Genomic DNA, 19,707 nt, shown 5'->3' with positions numbered 1-19,707 from the left:
ATATGAATATCCCCCAGATACAAATTCAGCAAGGATACTCACAAATTGGTCTTCAAATAACGAAGGGCCAACAGAGTATAGAACAGCCTAGACCATCCATAAATATGACCCAGAAGAAGGCCATCCTAGAGGTGGAGCAAGCTAAGGGAACATTGGAGATTGATTCACGCAAGGCGTGGTCAGCTTTAGGCAAGGCTCGCTTTGAAGAGGTTACAGATAGAATAGCACAGTCTTCTCTTCAGATTTCAATGCAGAACATTGGAAAGATAGCCCAGAATGGGGACCGTATGATGGCTACTCATGAGGGTGGTAATGTATTTGCGGAAATCGCGAGAAATAATGTGTTCGAAGAACGACCAAGGGTCGAGATAACAGGTGATCCGGGGTATGATAATGTGGATATTACTTATATTCCGGGTCAAGTACAAACCAACTATATTCCTGGGGGGGTTAGCTTTAACCCGGATACGTTTAAACCTGTTATAGACTACTACCCAGGTAAGGTAAACCCATATTTAATTAATCAAAACTTTATATTTATGTCGGCGACGGGTAAACAGCTTGATGCAGTTGTCTAGTTGTAGATATACAATAGCTATAATGAAACTAGTTTCATTATAGCTATTGTTTTTAATGAAGGAGGAACAACGATGGTTGTTAACACAAAGAGATTCGGTCAAATCGAGATAGAAAGCAATCAAATGATAGTATTTGAGAGTCCAATATTAGGATTCGGGGATTTGAAGAATTATGTCTTACTGCCATCTGAAGATAAGAATGGTCCATTTGAATTTTTGCAGTCGGTAGAAAATGAAAATTTGAGTTTTATTGTTACGGATCCTTTTGTTTTTTTCCTGAATATGAATTTCGGCTTGAACCACAATGGATAGAAACATTAGCCGCTTCTGATGAATCTGATATAATCGTGATGGTTATTGTTACAGTCCGATCTGCAGATGATATATCCTGCAATTTAAAAGCGCCTATTGTCATCAATAAGTCTAATAATAGTGCAGCACAAATTGTTTTAGATCAGGTAGGTTACATGACACAGCAGCCATTGTTAAGAGAGAAGAAAGGGGCTGATTTTGATGCTGATTCTGTCAAGAAATAAAGGTCAGAAGATCATGATTAATGATAACATTGTTCTTTCAGTTATCGAAGTGAACGGTGATCAGGTCAGAATTGGCATTGAGGCCCCTGCGAATGTAACTATTTATCGTGAAGAAATTTATGAAGCTATCAAGCAACAGAATCAAAATGCGGTTGAATTCAATGAAAACATTTCAGATATATTACAGACTATCATTCCAAGAAAAAAGAAATAAATATTTTAAGAAATTAATATTCTGCTATAAACAATAGAGCAAACTTTCCGATAAATATAATATGGGTCGAAAGACATGGCAGTGACGGCCGAACGCCATGTCCCGATCACAATAGGGTGAAGCAAGGATGCTGATCACCAACACATTCCAAGGAGGAATTATATCATGCGTATTAATCACAATATTGCTTCTTACAACACACAACGTCAATTGGCTACAAACAACACACAACAAAGCAAATCTTTAGAGAAATTATCTTCTGGATATCGCATTAACCGTGCAGCTGATGATGCTGCTGGTCTGGCAATCTCGGAGAAAATGCGTAACCAAATCCGTGGTCTTGAGCAAGCTTCTAAAAATGCTTTGGACGGTATTTCTATGATCCAAACAGCTGAAGGTGCTTTGAATGAAACTCATGCAATGCTTCAACGTATGGGCGAACTTTATACACAAGCAGCTAACGAAACATTGACTAGTGCTGATAGTGCTAAAATCGATACGGAAATCACTCAATTGTCTGCACAAATTGATTCGATCTCTGAGCAAACTCAATTCAATACAAAGAAATTGCTTAACGGAGATACTACTGATGTTGTATTCCAAGTTGGTGCCAACGCTGACGAAACAATTACTGTGACATTTGAAGCTGCTGATGCTCTTACTCTTAAAGTGGATGCTACAAGTTTAACAGCACTTGATGGAACGAACGCTACGGCTAAAGCGAATATGACAAAAGTTACAGAGGCAATCAATACTGTTTCTGAATTGAGATCGAACTTGGGTGCTGTTCAAAACCGTTTGGAACACACCATTAACAACTTGGGGACAACTTCGGAGAACTTGCAAGCTGCTGAATCCCGTATTCGTGATGTAGACATGGCTAAAGAAATGAGCGAATTCACTAAGACAGGAATTCTTCAACAAGCAGCAACTGCTATGTTGGCTCAAGCGAATCAACAACCGCAAGGTGTGCTTCAATTACTTCGTTAATTGGTTTAGAGAACCGGCCGGATACCCGGTCGGTTTTTTTTATATAAAATTGTATGGGAGTAGATTGTGATGAGGATTGAGAGTCTTTCTCAAATGCCTTCTAACTTCCCTGAACTTGGACGAAACAAACAGAGTGTTGTGTCTAGTGAAGGGCAGAATACATACAATGGGATTCTACAGCAGGTTAATGAAAAGAAATTAGGCGCGCTCATTGAACGTGGGAATCAAGTGCTTGAAAAAACTGAGACGCGATTAGAGGTCTCATTTCACGAGTTAACAAATCAAATGATGGTTAAGCTTGTTGACACGCAGACCAATGAAGTTGTTAAGGAAATCCCACCGGAAAAGTGGTTGGATCTAGTATATAACTTATGTGAACAAATGGGTTTGTTTATTGACACAAAACTCGGATAAGGAGGGGTTATATGGCTATTAATACCAGCACAATAAAATTTACAGGAATGGCATCAGGTTTAGACACAGATTCAATTATTAAAGATTTAATGAGAGTAGAGCAACTTCCACTTACTAAATTACAGCAATCCAAACAGCTACTTATGTGGAAAAGAGAACAGTATAAGGAAATTAATACATTATACTCATCATTAAGAAATTTGACCGATGGATTAAGATTTGAATCTTCGTTTAATAAGAAGGCTGCTACTTCAAATAATTCAAGTGTTGTTACAGCGCAGGCCAATAATGGGGCTATAGATGGCAGCTATTCTGTCAAAGTTAATAGCCTTGCATCTTCGGCAATTGTTGTAGGTGAACCGCTATCAGCGAATGAGAGCCTGACAGATGTAGTATCTACTCCAGGAGATTTCACTATCACAGGTCCAGATGGAACCAAGACGATTACAGTTACAGCTACTTCAACAAGACAATCAATTTTGGATGATATCAATAAATCGGGCACTGGAATTATTGCAAGCTATGATGAAGCAAATAAGCGACTCATGCTCTCTACTAAGCAAGTAGGGAAATCCTCAGCTATTACTATTACAGATGATTCAGATGCTTTAAAGAATAGTTTAGGAGTGGGAACGACCGCTGTTACGTATGGCAAAGATGCTTCAGTTGAGATTAATGGAACAACGATGTCAATGGCTAGTAATTCATTTACCTTTAATGGCGTCACATTCTCTCTCAAAGGAGTTTCAAATACGGCTGTTTCTGTAGACGTGGCACAGGATAAGAGCACTATTGTTAATAAAATAACGGATTTTGTTAATAAGTATAACGAAATTATCGACACGGTTAATTCAAAATTAGTTGAGAAAAAAAGCCGGGACTATAAGCCTTTAACGGATGAACAAAAAGAAGCAATGAAAGAGAGCGAAATTACGGCATGGGAGAAGAAAGCTAAATCTGGTTTGTTGAGTAATGATGATATGCTGAAAGCCACCTTGACAACCTTGAGACACTCCTTCATGAATGCAATTGAGGGTTTACCTCAGGGTAAAAACACGCTTAGTTACATTGGAATAACTACAGCCAGTGGCAAGGATGCGTATAAAGAGAACGGTAAGCTTCATATTGATGTGGCTAAACTGGAAGAGGTTCTCCAAAACGATCCGGAAGGAGTTAAAGCTTTATTTACGGCGACATCGACTAGCGATCCTAAACTTAAATCTGAGATGGGTTTTGCAGAGCGTATTAAACTTGATCTAGATCAAGCGATTTCTAAAATGGGATCCAAGATAGGGGCAAGTTCACTATCGGATACAGTTGACTCTAGTACCATTGGACAGAACCTGAAATACTTAAATTCAAGCATCTACACGATGAATGAGCGACTAAGTAGAGTTCAAACTAGATACGAAAAACAGTTTGCGGCAATGGAAAAGGCAATGCAGAACTTAAATAATCAAAGCTCGTGGATAAGTTCACAATTAAGTTCACTTTAATTTATTGGTTAGACATTACAAGGTTAGAGGGGATATACATGTCCATACAAGACTATCAGTTAAACTATCTTAAAGTCCGAGTTGAAACGGCAAGTCCAGGAGAACTTACGTTGATATTGTATGAAGAGTTTTGCAAGAAACTTATGATATCAAAAAATCTTCTATCCAAAGGACTTGTTGATGAAATGAGGATACAAGTCTTTAAAGCAAAAGATATTTTAAATGAACTCATTATTACTCTCAATATGGATTATGATATATCTAAAAATCTTTATGAATTGTACTGGTACTATAATAATAGATTAGCTAATTTTTTGATTTCAAAAGATGTAGCAATATTAGATGAAGTTCTGGAATTCGGCCAATCGATGGTTGACACGTGGAAATTGGCAATACAATCATTGAAACCGGGGGACTCCTTATGATCAGTCTCAGTCCGATAGATGCTAAGGAATTAGAATATCTTCAAAGGATTCATAAAATTTACCGGGATATTCTGGCGAAAAGAGACGTGGATTATTTTCTTTCTATAGAGGTGGAAGTAGATCAGCTATTTTCATCTATTTACGCGTTAGAAAGGAATGCACCATCTTATTCAGAACGTAATCAGATATTAAGGGAACTGCAAAGTATGAACTTACGCATTTCAGAGTTTGTAGAACTAGAAAAAGACAAATTAGAAGGACAAGAAAAAATAGTAGTTCAACAACCTTCTTCACACGAGTCTATTTTTTTTGATCAAAAGGCTTGATACTGAAGGAATTTAAATAAGAAAGAAGGTATGAGTATGCGAAAAAACTTTAAACTACTAGTTTTATCATTTTTATTGGTGTTTACAGGCATGTTTGGATTTCTCACCATGTCAGAAGCTGCAGTTGCAGATTATGTATCCGTGACAAAGGTTGTTAATCCAACAACTATTACAGTTGAGGAAGAAGCAGAAGTATCATTAAATATCAAGGGAACGCCTCCTTCTAATGTAATCATGCCAAACGATGTTATTTTGATTATTGATAAATCTGGAAGTATGCAAACAGATAACCGAATTAATGCAGCAAAGAATGCAGCCAAAGGATTCATAGACTTGATGGATATGACTAAGCATCAGGTGGGGATCGTTGGATATAGTTCTGTAGCAGAGACTAGCAGCCTTCCATTAACAACTGATACAGCTGCTGCTAAACAATTTATTGATCCAATTGTAGCTTCAGGTGGAACTGAAACGGGTTATGCTATTGACCAAGCGATTACATTATTAAGTAGCCATAGACCTGAGGCACAGCCTGTCATCGTGATTATGACAGATGGTGAAGCTAATTCATCTCAAGCGGCTCTGGAAAGAGCGCAAGCTGCAAAGGATGCAGGTATTGTTTTTTACACGATTGCTTTATTGGGACCTAATGATAATCCTGACACAAGTGCACCGAATGAGTTGCTTAAGCAGATGGCAACGACAAACTCGCATCATCACTTTGTATTAGGTTCCACTGGTTTAGCAGAAATATATGCTGCCATTGTTGCTGAGATCGGGGTAGCAAGTGCATATAACGTTGTTGTATCAGATATAGTCTCGGAGGACTTTGAGATTGTACCAGGAAGCTATGATAATAATATTCCGCAACCTGTACAAAACGGCAATACTTTAACATGGAGCTTTTTGGAGTTGAAAAACAATGATTTAGTGTTTAAATACAAGATTCGGCCGGTAGATAAGAAAAAATATGGTAGTTTATCTGTTTCCTCATCTGCCTCAGCAATTACCTACAATGACTACGCAGGCGCCGCAAGAAGTAAAGCAATACCAAGTGCAAAGCTAAATGTAAAGCTTCTTCCACCGTCTATAACTTCAATTGAGAAAAGCACTGGCCATCCGCTCGGTGGAGAAACGGTCACTATCAACGGTACTAACTTCCAGCCTAATCCAACCGTTATGATGGGAAATAAAACAGTAGCCGACGTACAATACATTAATGAGAACCAGCTTGTTATCAAGACAGTTGCAGGTAATCAAGGCCCTGCTACGGTAAAGGTTATTAATACTGATGGACAGTTTGCTACGGGAGATTACACATATCTTGCTGATCCTGTAGTTTCAAGTTATACACCTAATTCCGGGCCTTATGTAGGTGGAACGTCAGTATTTTTATATGGCGATTATTTCATGAATGGTATAAGGGTCAAATTTGGTGATAATTATGCCACTAGTTCCAAATACTATAATAAAGGATATGTGGTGGTGGTTGCGCCACCTGCTACAGTGGCCGGTCCGGTAGATATGGCTCTAGAAAATCCAGATGGTACTAGTCTGGTTATTCCAGCAGGATACACATACGATGAACCAATTGTTGAGAAGTTGAGCATCACTTCAATATCTCCTAATAGTGGGAAATTAGCAGGAGGAGAAGTTGTCTATATCGAAGGAACACTGCTAGAAACTACCTCAAAGGTGTTATTTGGAGATACCGAAGTTCCTATCAATACCTTTTATTCAGATAAGAAAATTAGAGTTGTGGCCCCTTCTTCTACTACTCCAGGGCCTGTCGATATAACAATTATTAATAACAGTGGCGAGACAGCTACAGTTACTGGGGGATATTCATATGAGGCTCCACCTGTTCTCCCAGACCCGACAATTACCGCTATTGCACCTAATAGTGGACAGCTTAAAGGTGGAGAAATAATTTATATCGATGGAACAGGTTTTCAGGATGGAATGCAAGTTTACATTGGAGATGTTGAGGTTCCTGTAAATAAATTATACAGCAGCAGTCGATTCAGGGTAGTTGTGCCTTCCTCAACTGTAGCTGGTTCGGTTGATGTTAAAGTGGTGAATCCAGATGGAAAAGAAGCAATTGCAACTGGAGGTTATACTTATTTAGCACCTCCACCAAAGGCGCCGCCAACAATTACAGCTATTACTCCTAATAGTGGTCCGTTCACCGGAGGTACATTGGTATATATTGAAGGAACTGGTATCGACAATGGAGCAATAATTCATATTGGAGATACCCCAGTTGCGATTACCAATTATTATAGTGCTTCTAAGATTCGAGTAGTAGCACCTTCATCCAATGGGTTTATTGGGTCAGTGAATGTAAGTATTACAAATTCTGATGATCAAGAGGCTACTTTAATTGATGGATACACGTACCTGGAACTGACACCTACAATAACGGGAATTACACCTAATAATGGAGCATTAGCAGGTGGGGAAATTATTTATGTAACAGGAACAAATTTTGATCCGACTATGACACTTACTGTCGATGGAGCTGAAGTCGCTATAAATCAATTCTACAGTAACACTCGCTTTAGATTTGTCGTACCGTCAAGAAGTACACCAGGAGTAGTTCCTATTGAAGTTACTCTTCAATCAGGCACACGTGCTTCTACAACTTATACCTATAATGCGCCACCAGCAGCAGCAGCGCCAGTCATTACAGCTATTAGTCCAGCATATGGCCCGCTTAAGGGTGGAACAATAGTCTATCTCGATGGTACTGGTTTTACAGCTACTTCTAAAATTATGCTTGGTACTAGTGAAGTGGCAATTAACAAGCTTTACTCAGCAAATAGATTAAGATTTGTTGTTCCTGCTGGGAATGCGATAGGTTCAGTTGACCTCAAAGTAACTAATGCTGATGGGCAAGAGAGTAATATTGTTACTTACGAGTACCGATAATAAATAATGGCCGAAAAACAGGGTGTTTTAAAAAGACACCCTGTTTTTCATTTTCATGAGAACTAATTTAACTGTTTTTTGTAATATCATCTCCCAAGGTATTCATCTTATCCCGAAGTATGTCGATAAATAAAATGATATGAGAGCTATAGGTTTGTTCTTCAAAATTATAAAATGGACTGGAATGGTAGACGAATGAAGGAAAGAGTGCTTTTGCCATCATATATGAAGACATTTTCTTGTGTTGGAAGTGCATGTGAGGATAGCTGTTGTGTAGGCTGGACTGTGGAATTAGATAAGAGGATATATAAAAAATACAAAAATATTAAACATGCGGAACTAACGAGCAAATTAAACAAAGGGATGAAACGAATAAAAGACGCTTCAGCGAGTAATTCTAAATATGCCTATTTTGTAATGGATCAACAGAAGCGTTGCCCTATGTTGAATGAGGAGAACCTATGTAGTATTCAACTGAATCTAGGTGAGGAAATGCTATCTCCTGTATGTACGACTTATCCTAAAATCCTAAATAGGAAAGGTACAGAATTTGAATTGTCTGCCAAATTGTCTTGTCCCGAAGTCACACGATTAGCTCTATTGAATCCGACAGGAATTGAGTTTGAACAATCTGAGTACGATCTTAATCCTTCATGGGCAATTAATTCTGTGAATGGTGCTCAATCAATAGGTGGAAGTGATATATCCTGGAACTTGCGTGAGTTCTCAATAGATATTATCCAATGTAGAAACCTCTCTGTCAGCGACAGAATGATTTTCTTAGGCCTTTTTATGAACAGACTTCAAGTCCTAGTAGACAAGAAACAATATGAAAGTATCCAGCTATTAATTGATGAATACAGAAGTAAGTTAGGAAACAAGAATTACATTTCGAGCTTGGAGAATATCGCTGATAATCTCCCAATGCAAATTAAAACTCTACTTGAATTAATCATGCTGAGAAGAAAATTGGGGATTAGTAACCAAAGATATTTAGATTGTTTTGAAAGTATGCTTAAAGGACTTGATCTAGATCGTAGTCAAGAAATCGAAATCAGAGATATAGAGGAAAAGTATCTATTTAACTATCAAGAATACTTCGTACCGTTTTTTAGTGATCATGAATATATTTTCGAAAATTATTTAGTTAATTATATCTTCGAAAGTATGTTTCCGAAAATGGATACAAATCAAATTTTTGAACAGTACATTAAAATGTCGGTGATTTACGCTATGTTAAAGATGCATTTTGTTGGAATTTCTGGTCAAGATAAAGGTATTACAATAGATCTTGCAATTAAGCTAATCCAATCCTTCACCCGAGTTATTGATCATTATCCTTCCTATTTAAAAGGATTGGTTGAAATAATTACAAACCATGGTTTTGATACAGTAGCACATATAGCAGCCTTATTAAAGGATAGGAATGTGACTAGCGAAAGAATTCATTAAATGAAGAATAAATAGAATCATGATCTGTCAATGTATAAGGTTGTCTATAGGCAACCTTTTTTAATATACGATTGAACTGAGAGAACACATATAAACTGATGGTGAGGATTTAAATATTATGATAACTAAGTTGCCTATATCTGTCTGCATGATTGTTAAGAATGAAGAGGAATGTGTTGCAAGGTGTGTCCGTTCGTTGAAGTCTGTAGTAAATGAAATTAATGTGGTTGATACAGGATCCACTGATCGCACAATTGCAATAGCTATTGAAGAAGAAGTGAAAATTCATCATTATCAATGGAATGATAACTTTTCGGAAGCCAGAAACTATGCAATGAGTGTTGCCACTCAGCCTTATATATTAATCATGGATGCAGACGAAACATTGGATCATACTACATTAAAGTCTCTGGAACAATATATAAAAAGTTCATCTAATGAACCGGCTACTGTTACTATCCGGAGCGTTATAAATGATCAAACAATAGTGAATTCAAGGCTCACCCGCTTATTTCCTAATTGCTTAGATTATCAATACCATGGGATGATTCATGAGCAATTAACGTATAAAGGCAAGCCTATTGAAATAGTTCAGAATACGAATGTTGTTATACACCATGCTGGATATCAAGAGAATGAAATACAAAAAAAGAACAAAATAGACAGGAATTTAGAGCTGCTTAGAAAACAACAACAACTAGAACCTAACTCGTGCTATTTAAATTTTCAAATTGGACAGACCCTATACGTAAATAGGAATTATGAAGAGGCTATCCAGACTTTTGATGAAACTCTTCAAATGGCTTCGGAGTTGGACTCATTACCACCTTATATATCTACAATATTTTTATCATACGGCTATTGCTTACTCAAAACAGCTCAATTTAATATATTGGACAATCTTATTAATGATGCGATTGAATTCTATCCGGACTTTACAGATTTATATTTTTTATATGGTGTTTCATTAATCGAAAGAAAAGAAATCCAGAAATTTGCAGAAATCAAGGAAATATTTGAATATTGTCTTTACCTAGGAGAAGTTGCGAATCCTTCGTATGAATCGGTTGAAGGAGTTGGCTCTTATAGAGCCCTATATAACCTGGGGGTTTATTACGATGTTATGAACAATAAAGAAGAAGCGCATAGATGTTATTCAAAAAGCGCGGAGTATCAATTTAAACCGGCACTAGCCAAAATACAATCGTATAAATGAGAGAGAACTGCATCATAAGAGGGGGAAAGCCTAAAGTGATAAGGGTAGCAGCGCAGAATGAGCCTCAGACAATCAAACTAAGAAACGGATCTAAAAATCAATTTCCCTTTCTAACAATTGGTATTCAAAGCTATATTAACGAATTAAATATACAACTGGCTGAAAATAATGAAGTGATTAATGTACATATAGGCAATTTTAGTTCAATCGCCTATGGTGTACAATTTCTTGTTGATCGCAATCATGATTATAAATCAATATCTACCTCACCATATTTAGAAGTTGATCGAAAGATACCCAGAAAAGGACAAATCATCATTGGTCACGACGTTTGGATAGGAAATAATGTAACTATTTTATCAGGCGTTGTTATTGGAAATGGTGCTGTCATCGCAGCCAATACAATAGTAACAAAGGATATTCCTCCCTATGCAGTTGTAGGTGGCAATCCGATGAAAGTCATTAAATATAGATTTTCTGATGATCAGATTCAAGAATTACTAAACATTAGATGGTGGGATTGGACATTAGAGAAGATTGATCAAATTAAATCAGATTTTGGAAAAGGAATTGATCAATTTATAGCCAAGTTCAAGATAGAGAAACAACCAAAGAAGCATTCAGTTAGGATGCTTAATGCGAAGTCAACCAGAGTCTTATGTTTTCCTGATTATTTAGAACCCTATAGTATTTGGAAAAAAATCATTAAGGAATATATCGAAAGTTTCGACCGAGATGATGATATCACTCTCATTTTACGCATGGAAGATGGATTGTTCTTTAATGAATTCATCAGAGATATTTTAGAATCCTTTGAAGATATTGATGATAAAGCGGATATATTAATAGTCAATGAACCCCTTGATGAGCAAGACCTATTTAATGAGACTGATTACTATATATCTACTCGTAGTTTATCTACATTTCAGCATATATATTATGCTGAACAAAATAATGTAACTATATTGTCCGGTGTTGATATCCCTATATTTAAGTCAATGAATATAAATAGTAAGCAGGCCGACTAAGGTAAACCCTTGGCCGGCCTGCTTTTTTTGTGCTATATATTAGTCTTTATAAGAGCCTGATTATTTTTTATGTTATAGCATATGGCCATCATATTAGTTGATTTATTTGTAACTCCATCTAATATCTCATAATTTTCTGAAGAGTAAAAATGAATACTATTAAAATAATTTTTGAGAATATCTTGAAATTCGGAATGTGTATATTCTTTTATATGATATGGATTGTTAATGTGTCTTCTATTCTCTACATTCGGTGTGCTTATGATCATTTTTCCCCCGGGCTTTATCACTCGAAGTGCTTCTCTAAAATATTGATCAAGAAGAACTAAGGGTAAATGTTCGATCGTCTCGAAGGACACATATATATCAATGGTAGAATCTTCGACGGGTAGCTTTGTTACATCCCCTTCCATCCATTTAATGTTATTGAACCCGTAAGCACTCTTACCAAATGTAATATTATCGTGTGCGAGATCGACAGCAATAACCTCCGAGGCTATTCTTGAGAAAAAGGCACTACCGTAACCAAAACCACATGCGGCATCAAGCACTACATCTCCCTCACTGATGTACTCAGCAGCTTTATTATATCTTTCAATAATCCTTAAGTAACCGACTGAAGTCATGAATTGGGTTGCCGGTATCCCTCGTTCCCAGCCATAAACGGCAGCATTCCTTTTTACATCTTCCTGCAAGTCAGGATCTAAAATATATCCCCCTATATGATTACGATAATTTAGATTGAACCTAAGAATATAGTTCCTGATTAAGGAAATGAAAATATCCTGTTTACTAGAGCGGTTCAAATAATCCGGTAGAATTAATTCCTCTGTTTTCTTATTAAACCAAATGTTGAAAAGGATAAGTTTATCACCGTTCTTGTTTTGAATAATACATTCAATTAGATCGAGGTCGATTGTAATTTGTTCCCTCTTTCCAATCATAATGAGAATATCTTCAAGGATATAATTCTCAGTAAATTCAACCTGAAACGGAATAAATTCATTAAAACGTTGCTTAAGATAATCTGTCGAAACGCCATTGAAGCTATTCGCATTATAATTTTTATCTTTTTGTTCTACAGATGATAACAGTTCCTTAGTTTTTAGAATTTGTTTATCTAAGGAGTAATTGCTTTGAATATAGTAACGGTACTCAGAAGATTGGTAATTGTTCGTTGTGATGGATCTTACAGCTTCCTCAATCGTGTTGAACAGATACTTTTGAGGCCATATCTCTTTACTATATGGAAAATTATGAATGACCGGCTTTATTCCCATAGCCATTGCTTCAGCAATACCGTATCCAAAACTTTCATGCATTGTAGTGGCAACGATATAGTCTTTATCATCGAGCCATTCCTTCATATTTGTTTGGAACCCATGGAAGAACACATTATTTTCTAGCTGTAACTCTTTTATCTGATAGTTCCAATACAACCTTAACATCTCGTCCTGAAAGTCACCTGCGATAAATATTTTGTATTTTGGATTCTTTTTCGTTAATTCTTTCGCAATTTGAAGAAGTAACATAGGGTTTTTTCTAGAAATCATATATCCAACGAAAGCAATATTATAACCGCGATTTCTATCCTTATAGGGAAAGTGGCTAAGATTAACACCATTATGAATGGTAGAAACCTCGACACGATCCTCTAAATTTGGAACCTGCATTTTAATCAGAGTTTTTAAATGATCGGTAACGACAATTAAATGATCAACATTTTCCCACACAACCAGCTTAGGATGTTCAGTAAACACCTCATATCTATGCAAACGGCATACTACTTTTTACTTCTGGCAATGGATAGATTACTAGCATGAACAATCAATTTATCACACCATTCAAACCAACAAATATCGGCCCACTCCATTGCTGGTTCAATTTGAGAAACATCGGTGATAATAAATTTACGAATATTGTAAAGTGAAGATAAATGGTCAATGATATCATGTAGGAATTTATCGCCATCTTTTATGGAAAAGAATGCGAGTCTTGTTTTAGTGTTAGTTTGCTGTACTGAATCGAGAACTTTCTCGAAGGTGGATGCCAAATTTTTAGTCAGTTCTCTACGTTCAAATTTTACTATTGTCTCATCTAATTTGAATTTTGGTAATTCTTCACGCAACCATCTTTTATAAAAATCTTCTATTATTCTCTCAATTTCAGCAATATCATTAAAATCCGCATTTTTTCCTCGCCCTGTCTCCGTGAGTAATGCTTCGACACCACTATTTATTGGGGAAAGAGAAATAATGGGTTTATTTAAGCGGAAATACTCAAATATTTTTCCAGGATACATTGATTTATTTTTTTCACCTGGACCAACGATAAGGAGAAGTGCTGTTGAAGCTAATGCTTTATTCAAACTCTCTTGATGTGACAAGTAACCGTAAAATTCTATTTGGTCAATCAATCCGAGATCGTTGGCGTACTTACGCCACAGTTCATCATTCTCAGTCCAAGAGAAACCAATATGCAAATGTTCTTTATTAATTAATCCGCGACTAACAAGATTATGAATTGCTTTTAGAAACGTAATTGGTGTACGAATTGAATAAAGTAAGCCATTATGAAATATTGAGAACTTATTAGAAGTTTGTTGTAAGTGAATCAGACCATTAAAGTCGTCTTCATCATATCCGTTTGTAATCGTACTAATTTTATTCGGGTTAACATGGAAGTTTTGAATGTAGTTGTTTGTAGTCAAAGGCGTTGTTGTAACTAAATGATCTGCATATTTCGTAATGTTCTTTTCCATTAGGTACTCAATTTTATAGCGGCTACTTTGAGGGTCATATTCAGCATAAGGGTTGTTTGTCCACTCATCCCTAAAATCGGCAACCCAGGGTTTGTTGAATTCTTTTTTTAGCATATAACCAATTAAATGATCCGAGTAAGGGCCTGAGGTCGTATAAATGATGTCGATATCACTCATATCGACATCATTTTTAATTTTTCTAATTACATGAACTGCCCAATAAATATACGGGTCAGGTGCTACTACAGACAGTTGTTTAGTATTAATTTCACTGATATATTCATCGATAATCTCTTTATTGTTAACTACAGTGTTATACACATTTAATAGTTCTTGTTTGTCCGTTTGTGTGAGATTTGTAGGCTCATTAATACGATGGATAGTAAGGTTTTCGGGTACTTCGCTTAAAAGAGATTGATCGATTAATGGATAACTACTGTCTCCAGTTGTTACTATTATAGGTTTCCATTGAAATTCAGTAAGATATTTAGTGAATTTTAACGTTCTTTGGACGCCTGAACCACCTAGTGGGGGGAAAATATGTGCAATAATTAATACTTTTTTTCTATCTGGTCCTTCATGGGTGTCCATAAGAGGGTGGAACTCTAAATCTGTTAGTATAGTTTCGAGTTCATTTAGTAGTTCCATATCTTCAGTACTGTCTTTAGCTCGTTGATAGTAACGATATGCATTGGGGATATCGTTTAGCCCTTTATAAACCTCTGCCAGATTATATAAAAGGTCGGAATTGCCCGAATCGATAGCTAATCCTGCTTTGAACTCTTTAATGGCCATTTCCTTGTCTTCTTCATACAAGGAGATAATGCCTTTAAACGAGTAAATTTCGGCATCAAGCGGAATATATTTTTCAATGCTTTGAAGAATTAGTTTAGCCTCAGCTAGTTCATTATTCACAATATGTTGTTGCACCTTGCCTTTTAGTTGAGCTGATAACTGATTAAATTCATCTTTATCACTAGTGAAATTCATTGTTGTCCCACTCCTAGCTCGATGATTGATGTTGCAGTAATATTTTGCATTTAATATATTATATCGGTCATTTTTTGTTTGCAGTTAGATTTAGTTTCAACACAAGCGCTCATCCCATTAATCAATTTCTTGCAGTATGCCGATTATGTATTATATAAACAATTATTAGATCTGATGTGAATAGGGGTTTATAGTGTGGACAAAATAACAACTGAAGAAATTAGAGATCTAGTTATATTAATAATTGAAGCTAAAGACTTCCTTGAACTGAAACATGATAATGATGGAAATATCCGAAAAAATATATACTTGCTAAATGATATTAAGGATGCCGTGGAGGTGGTCTTAAATACCATCACTCAAGATAAGTCAAGTTATTTTTTCGCTCTCACTCAGAGATTGATTCAAAAATTGGAGATAGTTTTTAGTGAAGATGATGATTTTAGAATACTCGTTAAACTCTGTGACGAATGGATTGAAATGGCAACATTCGAAATTGCAGAGAAATACTACAGTGAGAAGAACTATAACAAAGCAGCCCATGAATACGATAAATTAATTTCTGCATCATCCAATGAACTTAAAGCCATTTCATTTCATCGATTAGGACAAGTTTACAGCTCGACGAACCCAATGGAGGCATATCATTATTATAAAGAATCATTTAGGGTTAACGATCAAGTAGTCAAGTATTTTGTCGCTAGTGATCATCCATCGTATCATTACGTATATGGTGAGGTAGATGAGAGTTACCAAGAAGTCTGTCATTTTTGCGGAATTGAGTCTAAACCATACTTTTGTGCTGAATCATACAGAGGACTTAGCTTCAATAAAATATATAGTCCAGTCAAGGTATGGATGCGTTGTGAATCTTGTGACCATATTTTCTCTCTCAATAATCCAACTTCTCTAAGACAATTGAAGTACGAGGGTGTTAACTTTCGAATGATGCCCCCCAAGTATGCTTTCCTACCAACAATAGGTGAGATATTAATCCGTTTACAACAATATAGTAAAGGCCAAAAACTTTTGGATGTAGGAATTGGAGGAGGTGAGCTCCTTGCGGTGGCTAAGGAGCTTCAGTTCGATGTTGAAGGGTTAGAAATTGTTGAATTACAAGCAAAGCATGTCTCAACTATTTTGAATATTGAAGTACACGCTTGTGATTTTTTGGAGTATATGACGAATAAAAGATATAATTTGATAACTCTAGGCGATGTTATTGAACATATTGAAGATCCGGTTAAGACAATTCAAAAAGCTTATGAGTTACTTGATGATCAAGGAGTATTTTGGATATCTACGCCTAATTATAATAGCGCTTTTGCTTCATTTGTTAAATTCGAGGATGCGATGTGGAAAGAAGCGGGACATCTACATTATTTTTCGTATACCAGTCTTAGAATGGTTTTGGAAAATAACGGATTTGAAGTGATAGGTTATAATCTATCGAAGAATTACAAGGGATCAATGGAAGTAACAGCATTGAAAAAGACCCGGAGCTGAGATAGAAATGAAAATAGCAGTAATTGGTGCAGGCTATGTAGGTTTGGTAACTGGTGTATGCCTGGCGGAGATTGGTCATGTAGTGACTTGTGTAGATGTTGATGCCGAAAAGATTGCATTACTAAATGCGGGTAAGTCTCCTATATATGAACCAGGATTGCAAGAGCTTATCGTAAAAAATATGAAAGAGGACAGACTTGAATTTACTAACTTATATAATAAAAGTATATCAGGAGCCAAGATAGTATACCTTGCAGTAGGGACACCTTCTAACGAGAATGGGTCAGCAGACCTTACTGCTTTAAGTGAAGCTGCAATCTCTATTGCTAAATTTATAACAGAATATACTGTAATCGTAATAAAAAGTACTGTTCCTGTCGGAACAAACGAGGAAATCCAACAAATTATTCAAAGGAATCTAGTGAAAAACATTGAATTCGACATGGTCTCTAATCCTGAGTTTTTACGTGAGGGAGCTGCTATTAATGATACTTTTCATGGGGATCGAATTGTTATAGGTTCGAGCAATGAAAAGGCTGGTGATTTATTAGAGGAAGTGACAAAACCCTTTAACATTCCAGTTTATAGAACTTCAATTCGTAGTGCTGAACTAATCAAGTATGCATCTAATGCCTTTCTTGCTACAAAAATTAGCTTCATTAATGAAATATCGAATTTATGTGAAAAGTTAGATGCAGATATTGAAGAAGTAGCTTATGGAATGGGGATGGATCAAAGAATTGGTCAGCACTTTTTAAACGCAGGGATTGGATATGGTGGTTCTTGTTTCCCTAAGGATACCAAGGCATTAATGCAAATTGCTGGAAATGCAAATCATGAGTTTAATCTACTGGAGTCTGTCATCGAAGTAAACAGTAAGCAGCAAGGAAAGTTAATTGATAAGGCATTAAAACGATTTGGTTCATTACATGGTTTGAAGGTAGCCGTTCTTGGACTATCATTTAAGCCGAATACAGATGATATGAGAGAAGCGGCGTCGTTGACAGTGGTTACTTCATTAATACAACTAGGAGCTAATGTTACAGCATATGATCCAGTATCAATAGAGAATGCAAGAAAGCTACTGCCTAGTAAAGTTGAATATTCTCATTCAATAGATGAAGCAATTAAGGGAGCCGATTGTGTCTTCATTTTGACGGAATGGAAATCAATCATTGAGTTTCCACTAGATCAATACGTCCTCAATATGAACAAACCTGTTATTTTTGATGGACGTAATTGCTTTAATGTAACAGAAGTATTGAAACATAATATAGAATATCATTCGATAGGAAGACCTACTGTCTATCTCAAGGAAAACTCTCAATTACAAAATTAATAAATAGAGTGTTTCACCCCCTCCCTCCCTGGTTAAATAACCATAAACCTATTTTGTCCGCAAACTATTTTCGCCCGCCAACTCAGTCGTGAAGCCAAGTCGACATTTTTCCCGGTTTTCTGCAAAAGAAAACCTTTTCCTTGGTAATTGACACTGGATAAGTCGGGTGCTATAGTCGGAAATGTGGACAATTAGTGTCACACTTTATTTGACAATGAAGGGAATGTTAGTGCATGCAAGGTAAAGTGAAATGGTTCAACGCAGAGAAAGGTTATGGCTTCATCGAGACTGAGGACGGCGGCGACGTATTCGTACATTTCTCCGCGATCCAATCCGAGGGCTTCAAGACTCTGGAAGAAGGACAATCCGTAGAATTCGAGATCGTTGAAGGCGCTCGTGGCCCGCAAGCAGCTAACGTAATCAAATTATAATCATCCCGGCATAGCCGACCTACATAAACGGTAATCGATGGTTAACAATTGGAGATTCGCTAGCCCAAGACTCCGGAACTTCCGGGGTCTTTTTTTTGTATCCGACCTCCGAAAAATATTGTGCTAAAATTCACAATTCTGTCTTTTACATAGCCATAACAAAATGGTATAATGAGGGTGCAAAGGAGGAGTGCCCAATGCAATTCACTATCCGAGGTCAACAAATTGAAGTGACCGATGCTTTGAAAGACTATGTTGACAAGAAACTCAGCAGGCTAGATAAGTATTTTGATGCACCCCCCACCTCCGAAGGATACGTCACCCTGAGTGTCATTCGAGGATTGCACACGGTGGAAGTGACCATTCCGCTTACCGGTGTGGTACTTCGTGCGGAAGACCGAAGCGATGATATGTACGCTTCCATTGACGCCGTTGTGGACAAGTTGGAACGTCAGATTCGCAAGCACAAAACCAAGCTGAACCGCAAGATCAAGCAAGAGGGCGGACTGAAGACGCTCATTGCGGAGAACGGCGCAGCGGCCACCAGTCAGGTGGATGCAGAGCAAGTGGAGTATGACGAGGACGAATACGAAGTCGTCCGTACGAAACGTTTTACCATGAAGCCGATGGACGTGGAAGAAGCGATCCTGCAGATGAACATGGTAGGCCATAATTTCTTTGTATTTTCCAACATTGACACACAAGAAGTAAATGTCGTCTACAAGCGTGATGACGGCAAGTACGGATTGATCGAGCGGGACTGAGTTTTAAGCGGCAGCATTCCTAAGGGAATGCGGAGGCAGCTGGCCCGGTTCGAATTTTAAAATGAAATCGAAATGTAAGATGAGCCTTCATCCGTGCAAGCGGGTGGGGCTCTTTATTTGGATATACGGCTTCGAGACGCGTAAGGATCGTAAAAAGGATGGCATTTGATGGTAACCGCATCGGAGTATGCCGAATAGTGCAACCTTTTTATCGATGAAATGGGTTCGTAAGGAATTTCATCGGTCCTTCTTACAACAGCCTCAGATGACACAAAGACAGGACTTCCTATATAGCCGGATCGAGGCCCAT

The 19,707-nt window shown here is 37.0% G+C and carries 17 protein-coding genes and 1 pseudogene; 16 read left to right on the top strand and 2 right to left on the bottom strand.

The genetic code is table 11. The features are described 5' to 3' along the window. The first annotated feature begins 2 nt into the window (after positions 1-2). The 12 genes and pseudogenes from HMPREF9412_RS23325 (at position 3) to HMPREF9412_RS23270 (ending at position 11,606) form a co-directional block, all read left to right on the top strand. The gene (locus tag HMPREF9412_RS23325; RefSeq protein WP_009594253.1) at positions 3-578 is read left to right on the top strand and encodes a DUF6470 family protein; all 576 of its coding nucleotides are present in this window, start codon (positions 3-5) and stop codon (positions 576-578) included. Between the two features lie 72 nt (positions 579-650). Continuing rightward, positions 651-1,114 (top strand): annotated as a pseudogene (gene fliW / locus HMPREF9412_RS33715) (flagellar assembly protein FliW). After that, positions 1,092-1,328: a carbon storage regulator CsrA gene (gene csrA, locus HMPREF9412_RS23315; RefSeq protein ID WP_009594272.1), complete on the top strand. Its 237-nt coding sequence runs from the start codon at positions 1,092-1,094 to the stop codon at positions 1,326-1,328. Before fliW ends, csrA begins: the two are co-directional and overlap by 23 nt. Positions 1,329-1,493: 165 nt before the next feature. Beyond that, positions 1,494-2,318 carry a flagellin N-terminal helical domain-containing protein gene (locus tag HMPREF9412_RS23310; RefSeq protein ID WP_009594208.1) on the top strand — a complete coding sequence of 275 codons (825 nt, stop codon included), beginning with the start codon at positions 1,494-1,496 and terminating at the stop codon, positions 2,316-2,318. Positions 2,319-2,387: 69 nt separating this feature from the next. Further along, positions 2,388-2,732, top strand: coding sequence for a flagellar protein FlaG (locus HMPREF9412_RS23305; RefSeq protein WP_036673250.1), 345 nt, complete (start codon positions 2,388-2,390; stop codon positions 2,730-2,732). A gap of 11 nt (positions 2,733-2,743) precedes the next feature. Beyond that, on the top strand, positions 2,744-4,228 hold the full coding sequence (fliD, locus tag HMPREF9412_RS23300) for a flagellar filament capping protein FliD (RefSeq protein ID WP_009594242.1): 1,485 nt from the start codon (positions 2,744-2,746) through the stop codon (positions 4,226-4,228). A 38-nt stretch (positions 4,229-4,266) separates the two neighbouring features. After that, positions 4,267-4,653, top strand: coding sequence for a flagellar export chaperone FliS (fliS, locus tag HMPREF9412_RS23295; protein ID WP_254664104.1), 387 nt, complete (start codon positions 4,267-4,269; stop codon positions 4,651-4,653). Then, entirely contained in the window at positions 4,650-4,979 is a 330-nt protein-coding gene (locus HMPREF9412_RS23290; RefSeq protein WP_009594267.1) for a hypothetical protein, read from the top strand. Before fliS ends, HMPREF9412_RS23290 begins: the two co-directional genes overlap by 4 nt. A gap of 36 nt (positions 4,980-5,015) precedes the next feature. Next, entirely contained in the window at positions 5,016-7,910 is a 2,895-nt protein-coding gene (locus tag HMPREF9412_RS23285; protein WP_009594245.1) for an IPT/TIG domain-containing protein, read from the top strand. 195 nt (positions 7,911-8,105) lie between these two features. Further along, positions 8,106-9,362: a flagellin lysine-N-methylase gene (fliB, locus tag HMPREF9412_RS23280; protein ID WP_036673247.1), complete on the top strand. Its 1,257-nt coding sequence runs from the start codon at positions 8,106-8,108 to the stop codon at positions 9,360-9,362. Between the two features lie 118 nt (positions 9,363-9,480). Next, a complete protein-coding gene (locus HMPREF9412_RS23275; RefSeq protein ID WP_009594288.1) occupies positions 9,481-10,578 on the top strand; it encodes a glycosyltransferase family 2 protein in 1,098 nt (365 codons plus the stop codon). Positions 10,579-10,613: 35 nt separating this feature from the next. Further along, positions 10,614-11,606 carry a CatB-related O-acetyltransferase gene (locus tag HMPREF9412_RS23270; protein ID WP_009594215.1) on the top strand — a complete coding sequence of 331 codons (993 nt, stop codon included), beginning with the start codon at positions 10,614-10,616 and terminating at the stop codon, positions 11,604-11,606. Positions 11,607-11,638: 32 nt separating this feature from the next. On the opposite strand, the gene HMPREF9412_RS31795 is transcribed toward HMPREF9412_RS23270, so the two are convergent. Together HMPREF9412_RS31795 and HMPREF9412_RS23260 are read right to left on the bottom strand one after the other, a co-directional pair. Then, positions 11,639-13,381 (bottom strand): methyltransferase domain-containing protein, encoded by a 1,743-nt coding sequence (locus HMPREF9412_RS31795; protein WP_050802847.1) that lies wholly within the window; start codon positions 13,379-13,381, stop codon positions 11,639-11,641. An 8-nt stretch (positions 13,382-13,389) separates the two neighbouring features. Continuing rightward, positions 13,390-15,357 (bottom strand): glycosyltransferase, encoded by a 1,968-nt coding sequence (locus HMPREF9412_RS23260; RefSeq protein ID WP_009594241.1) that lies wholly within the window; start codon positions 15,355-15,357, stop codon positions 13,390-13,392. Between the two features lie 195 nt (positions 15,358-15,552). On the opposite strand from HMPREF9412_RS23260, the gene HMPREF9412_RS31790 reads away from it, so the two are divergent. From HMPREF9412_RS31790 to hpf, 4 genes are all read left to right on the top strand, one after another. Then, positions 15,553-16,863, top strand: a complete 1,311-nt coding sequence (locus HMPREF9412_RS31790) for a class I SAM-dependent methyltransferase (protein WP_009594282.1) — start codon at positions 15,553-15,555, stop codon at positions 16,861-16,863. 7 nt (positions 16,864-16,870) lie between these two features. Beyond that, a complete protein-coding gene (locus tag HMPREF9412_RS23250; protein WP_009594281.1) occupies positions 16,871-18,202 on the top strand; it encodes a UDP-glucose dehydrogenase family protein in 1,332 nt (443 codons plus the stop codon). A gap of 233 nt (positions 18,203-18,435) precedes the next feature. Further along, a complete protein-coding gene (locus tag HMPREF9412_RS23245; protein ID WP_009594275.1) occupies positions 18,436-18,633 on the top strand; it encodes a cold shock domain-containing protein in 198 nt (65 codons plus the stop codon). 197 nt (positions 18,634-18,830) lie between these two features. Then, positions 18,831-19,397 carry a ribosome hibernation-promoting factor, HPF/YfiA family gene (gene hpf, locus HMPREF9412_RS23240; protein ID WP_009594286.1) on the top strand — a complete coding sequence of 189 codons (567 nt, stop codon included), beginning with the start codon at positions 18,831-18,833 and terminating at the stop codon, positions 19,395-19,397. Positions 19,398-19,707: the final 310 nt, after the last annotated feature.

Source organism: Paenibacillus sp. HGF5, assembly GCF_000204455.1.
Classification (GTDB): domain Bacteria; phylum Bacillota; class Bacilli; order Paenibacillales; family Paenibacillaceae; genus Paenibacillus_AQ; species Paenibacillus_AQ lautus_A.
This window is presented reverse-complemented; position numbering and strand designations above follow the sequence as displayed.

Coding starts and splice junctions, on each gene's coding strand:
- HMPREF9412_RS23325 (WP_009594253.1), top strand. CDS start 3: ATGAATATCCCCCAGATACAAATTCAGCAAGGATACTCACAAATTGGT.
- csrA (WP_009594272.1), top strand. CDS start 1,092: ATGCTGATTCTGTCAAGAAATAAAGGTCAGAAGATCATGATTAATGAT.
- HMPREF9412_RS23310 (WP_009594208.1), top strand. CDS start 1,494: ATGCGTATTAATCACAATATTGCTTCTTACAACACACAACGTCAATTG.
- HMPREF9412_RS23305 (WP_036673250.1), top strand. CDS start 2,388: ATGAGGATTGAGAGTCTTTCTCAAATGCCTTCTAACTTCCCTGAACTT.
- fliD (WP_009594242.1), top strand. CDS start 2,744: ATGGCTATTAATACCAGCACAATAAAATTTACAGGAATGGCATCAGGT.
- fliS (WP_254664104.1), top strand. CDS start 4,267: ATGTCCATACAAGACTATCAGTTAAACTATCTTAAAGTCCGAGTTGAA.
- HMPREF9412_RS23290 (WP_009594267.1), top strand. CDS start 4,650: ATGATCAGTCTCAGTCCGATAGATGCTAAGGAATTAGAATATCTTCAA.
- HMPREF9412_RS23285 (WP_009594245.1), top strand. CDS start 5,016: ATGCGAAAAAACTTTAAACTACTAGTTTTATCATTTTTATTGGTGTTT.
- fliB (WP_036673247.1), top strand. CDS start 8,106: ATGAAGGAAAGAGTGCTTTTGCCATCATATATGAAGACATTTTCTTGT.
- HMPREF9412_RS23275 (WP_009594288.1), top strand. CDS start 9,481: ATGATAACTAAGTTGCCTATATCTGTCTGCATGATTGTTAAGAATGAA.
- HMPREF9412_RS23260 (WP_009594241.1), bottom strand. CDS start 15,357: ATGAATTTCACTAGTGATAAAGATGAATTTAATCAGTTATCAGCTCAA.
- HMPREF9412_RS23250 (WP_009594281.1), top strand. CDS start 16,871: ATGAAAATAGCAGTAATTGGTGCAGGCTATGTAGGTTTGGTAACTGGT.
- HMPREF9412_RS23245 (WP_009594275.1), top strand. CDS start 18,436: ATGCAAGGTAAAGTGAAATGGTTCAACGCAGAGAAAGGTTATGGCTTC.
- hpf (WP_009594286.1), top strand. CDS start 18,831: ATGCAATTCACTATCCGAGGTCAACAAATTGAAGTGACCGATGCTTTG.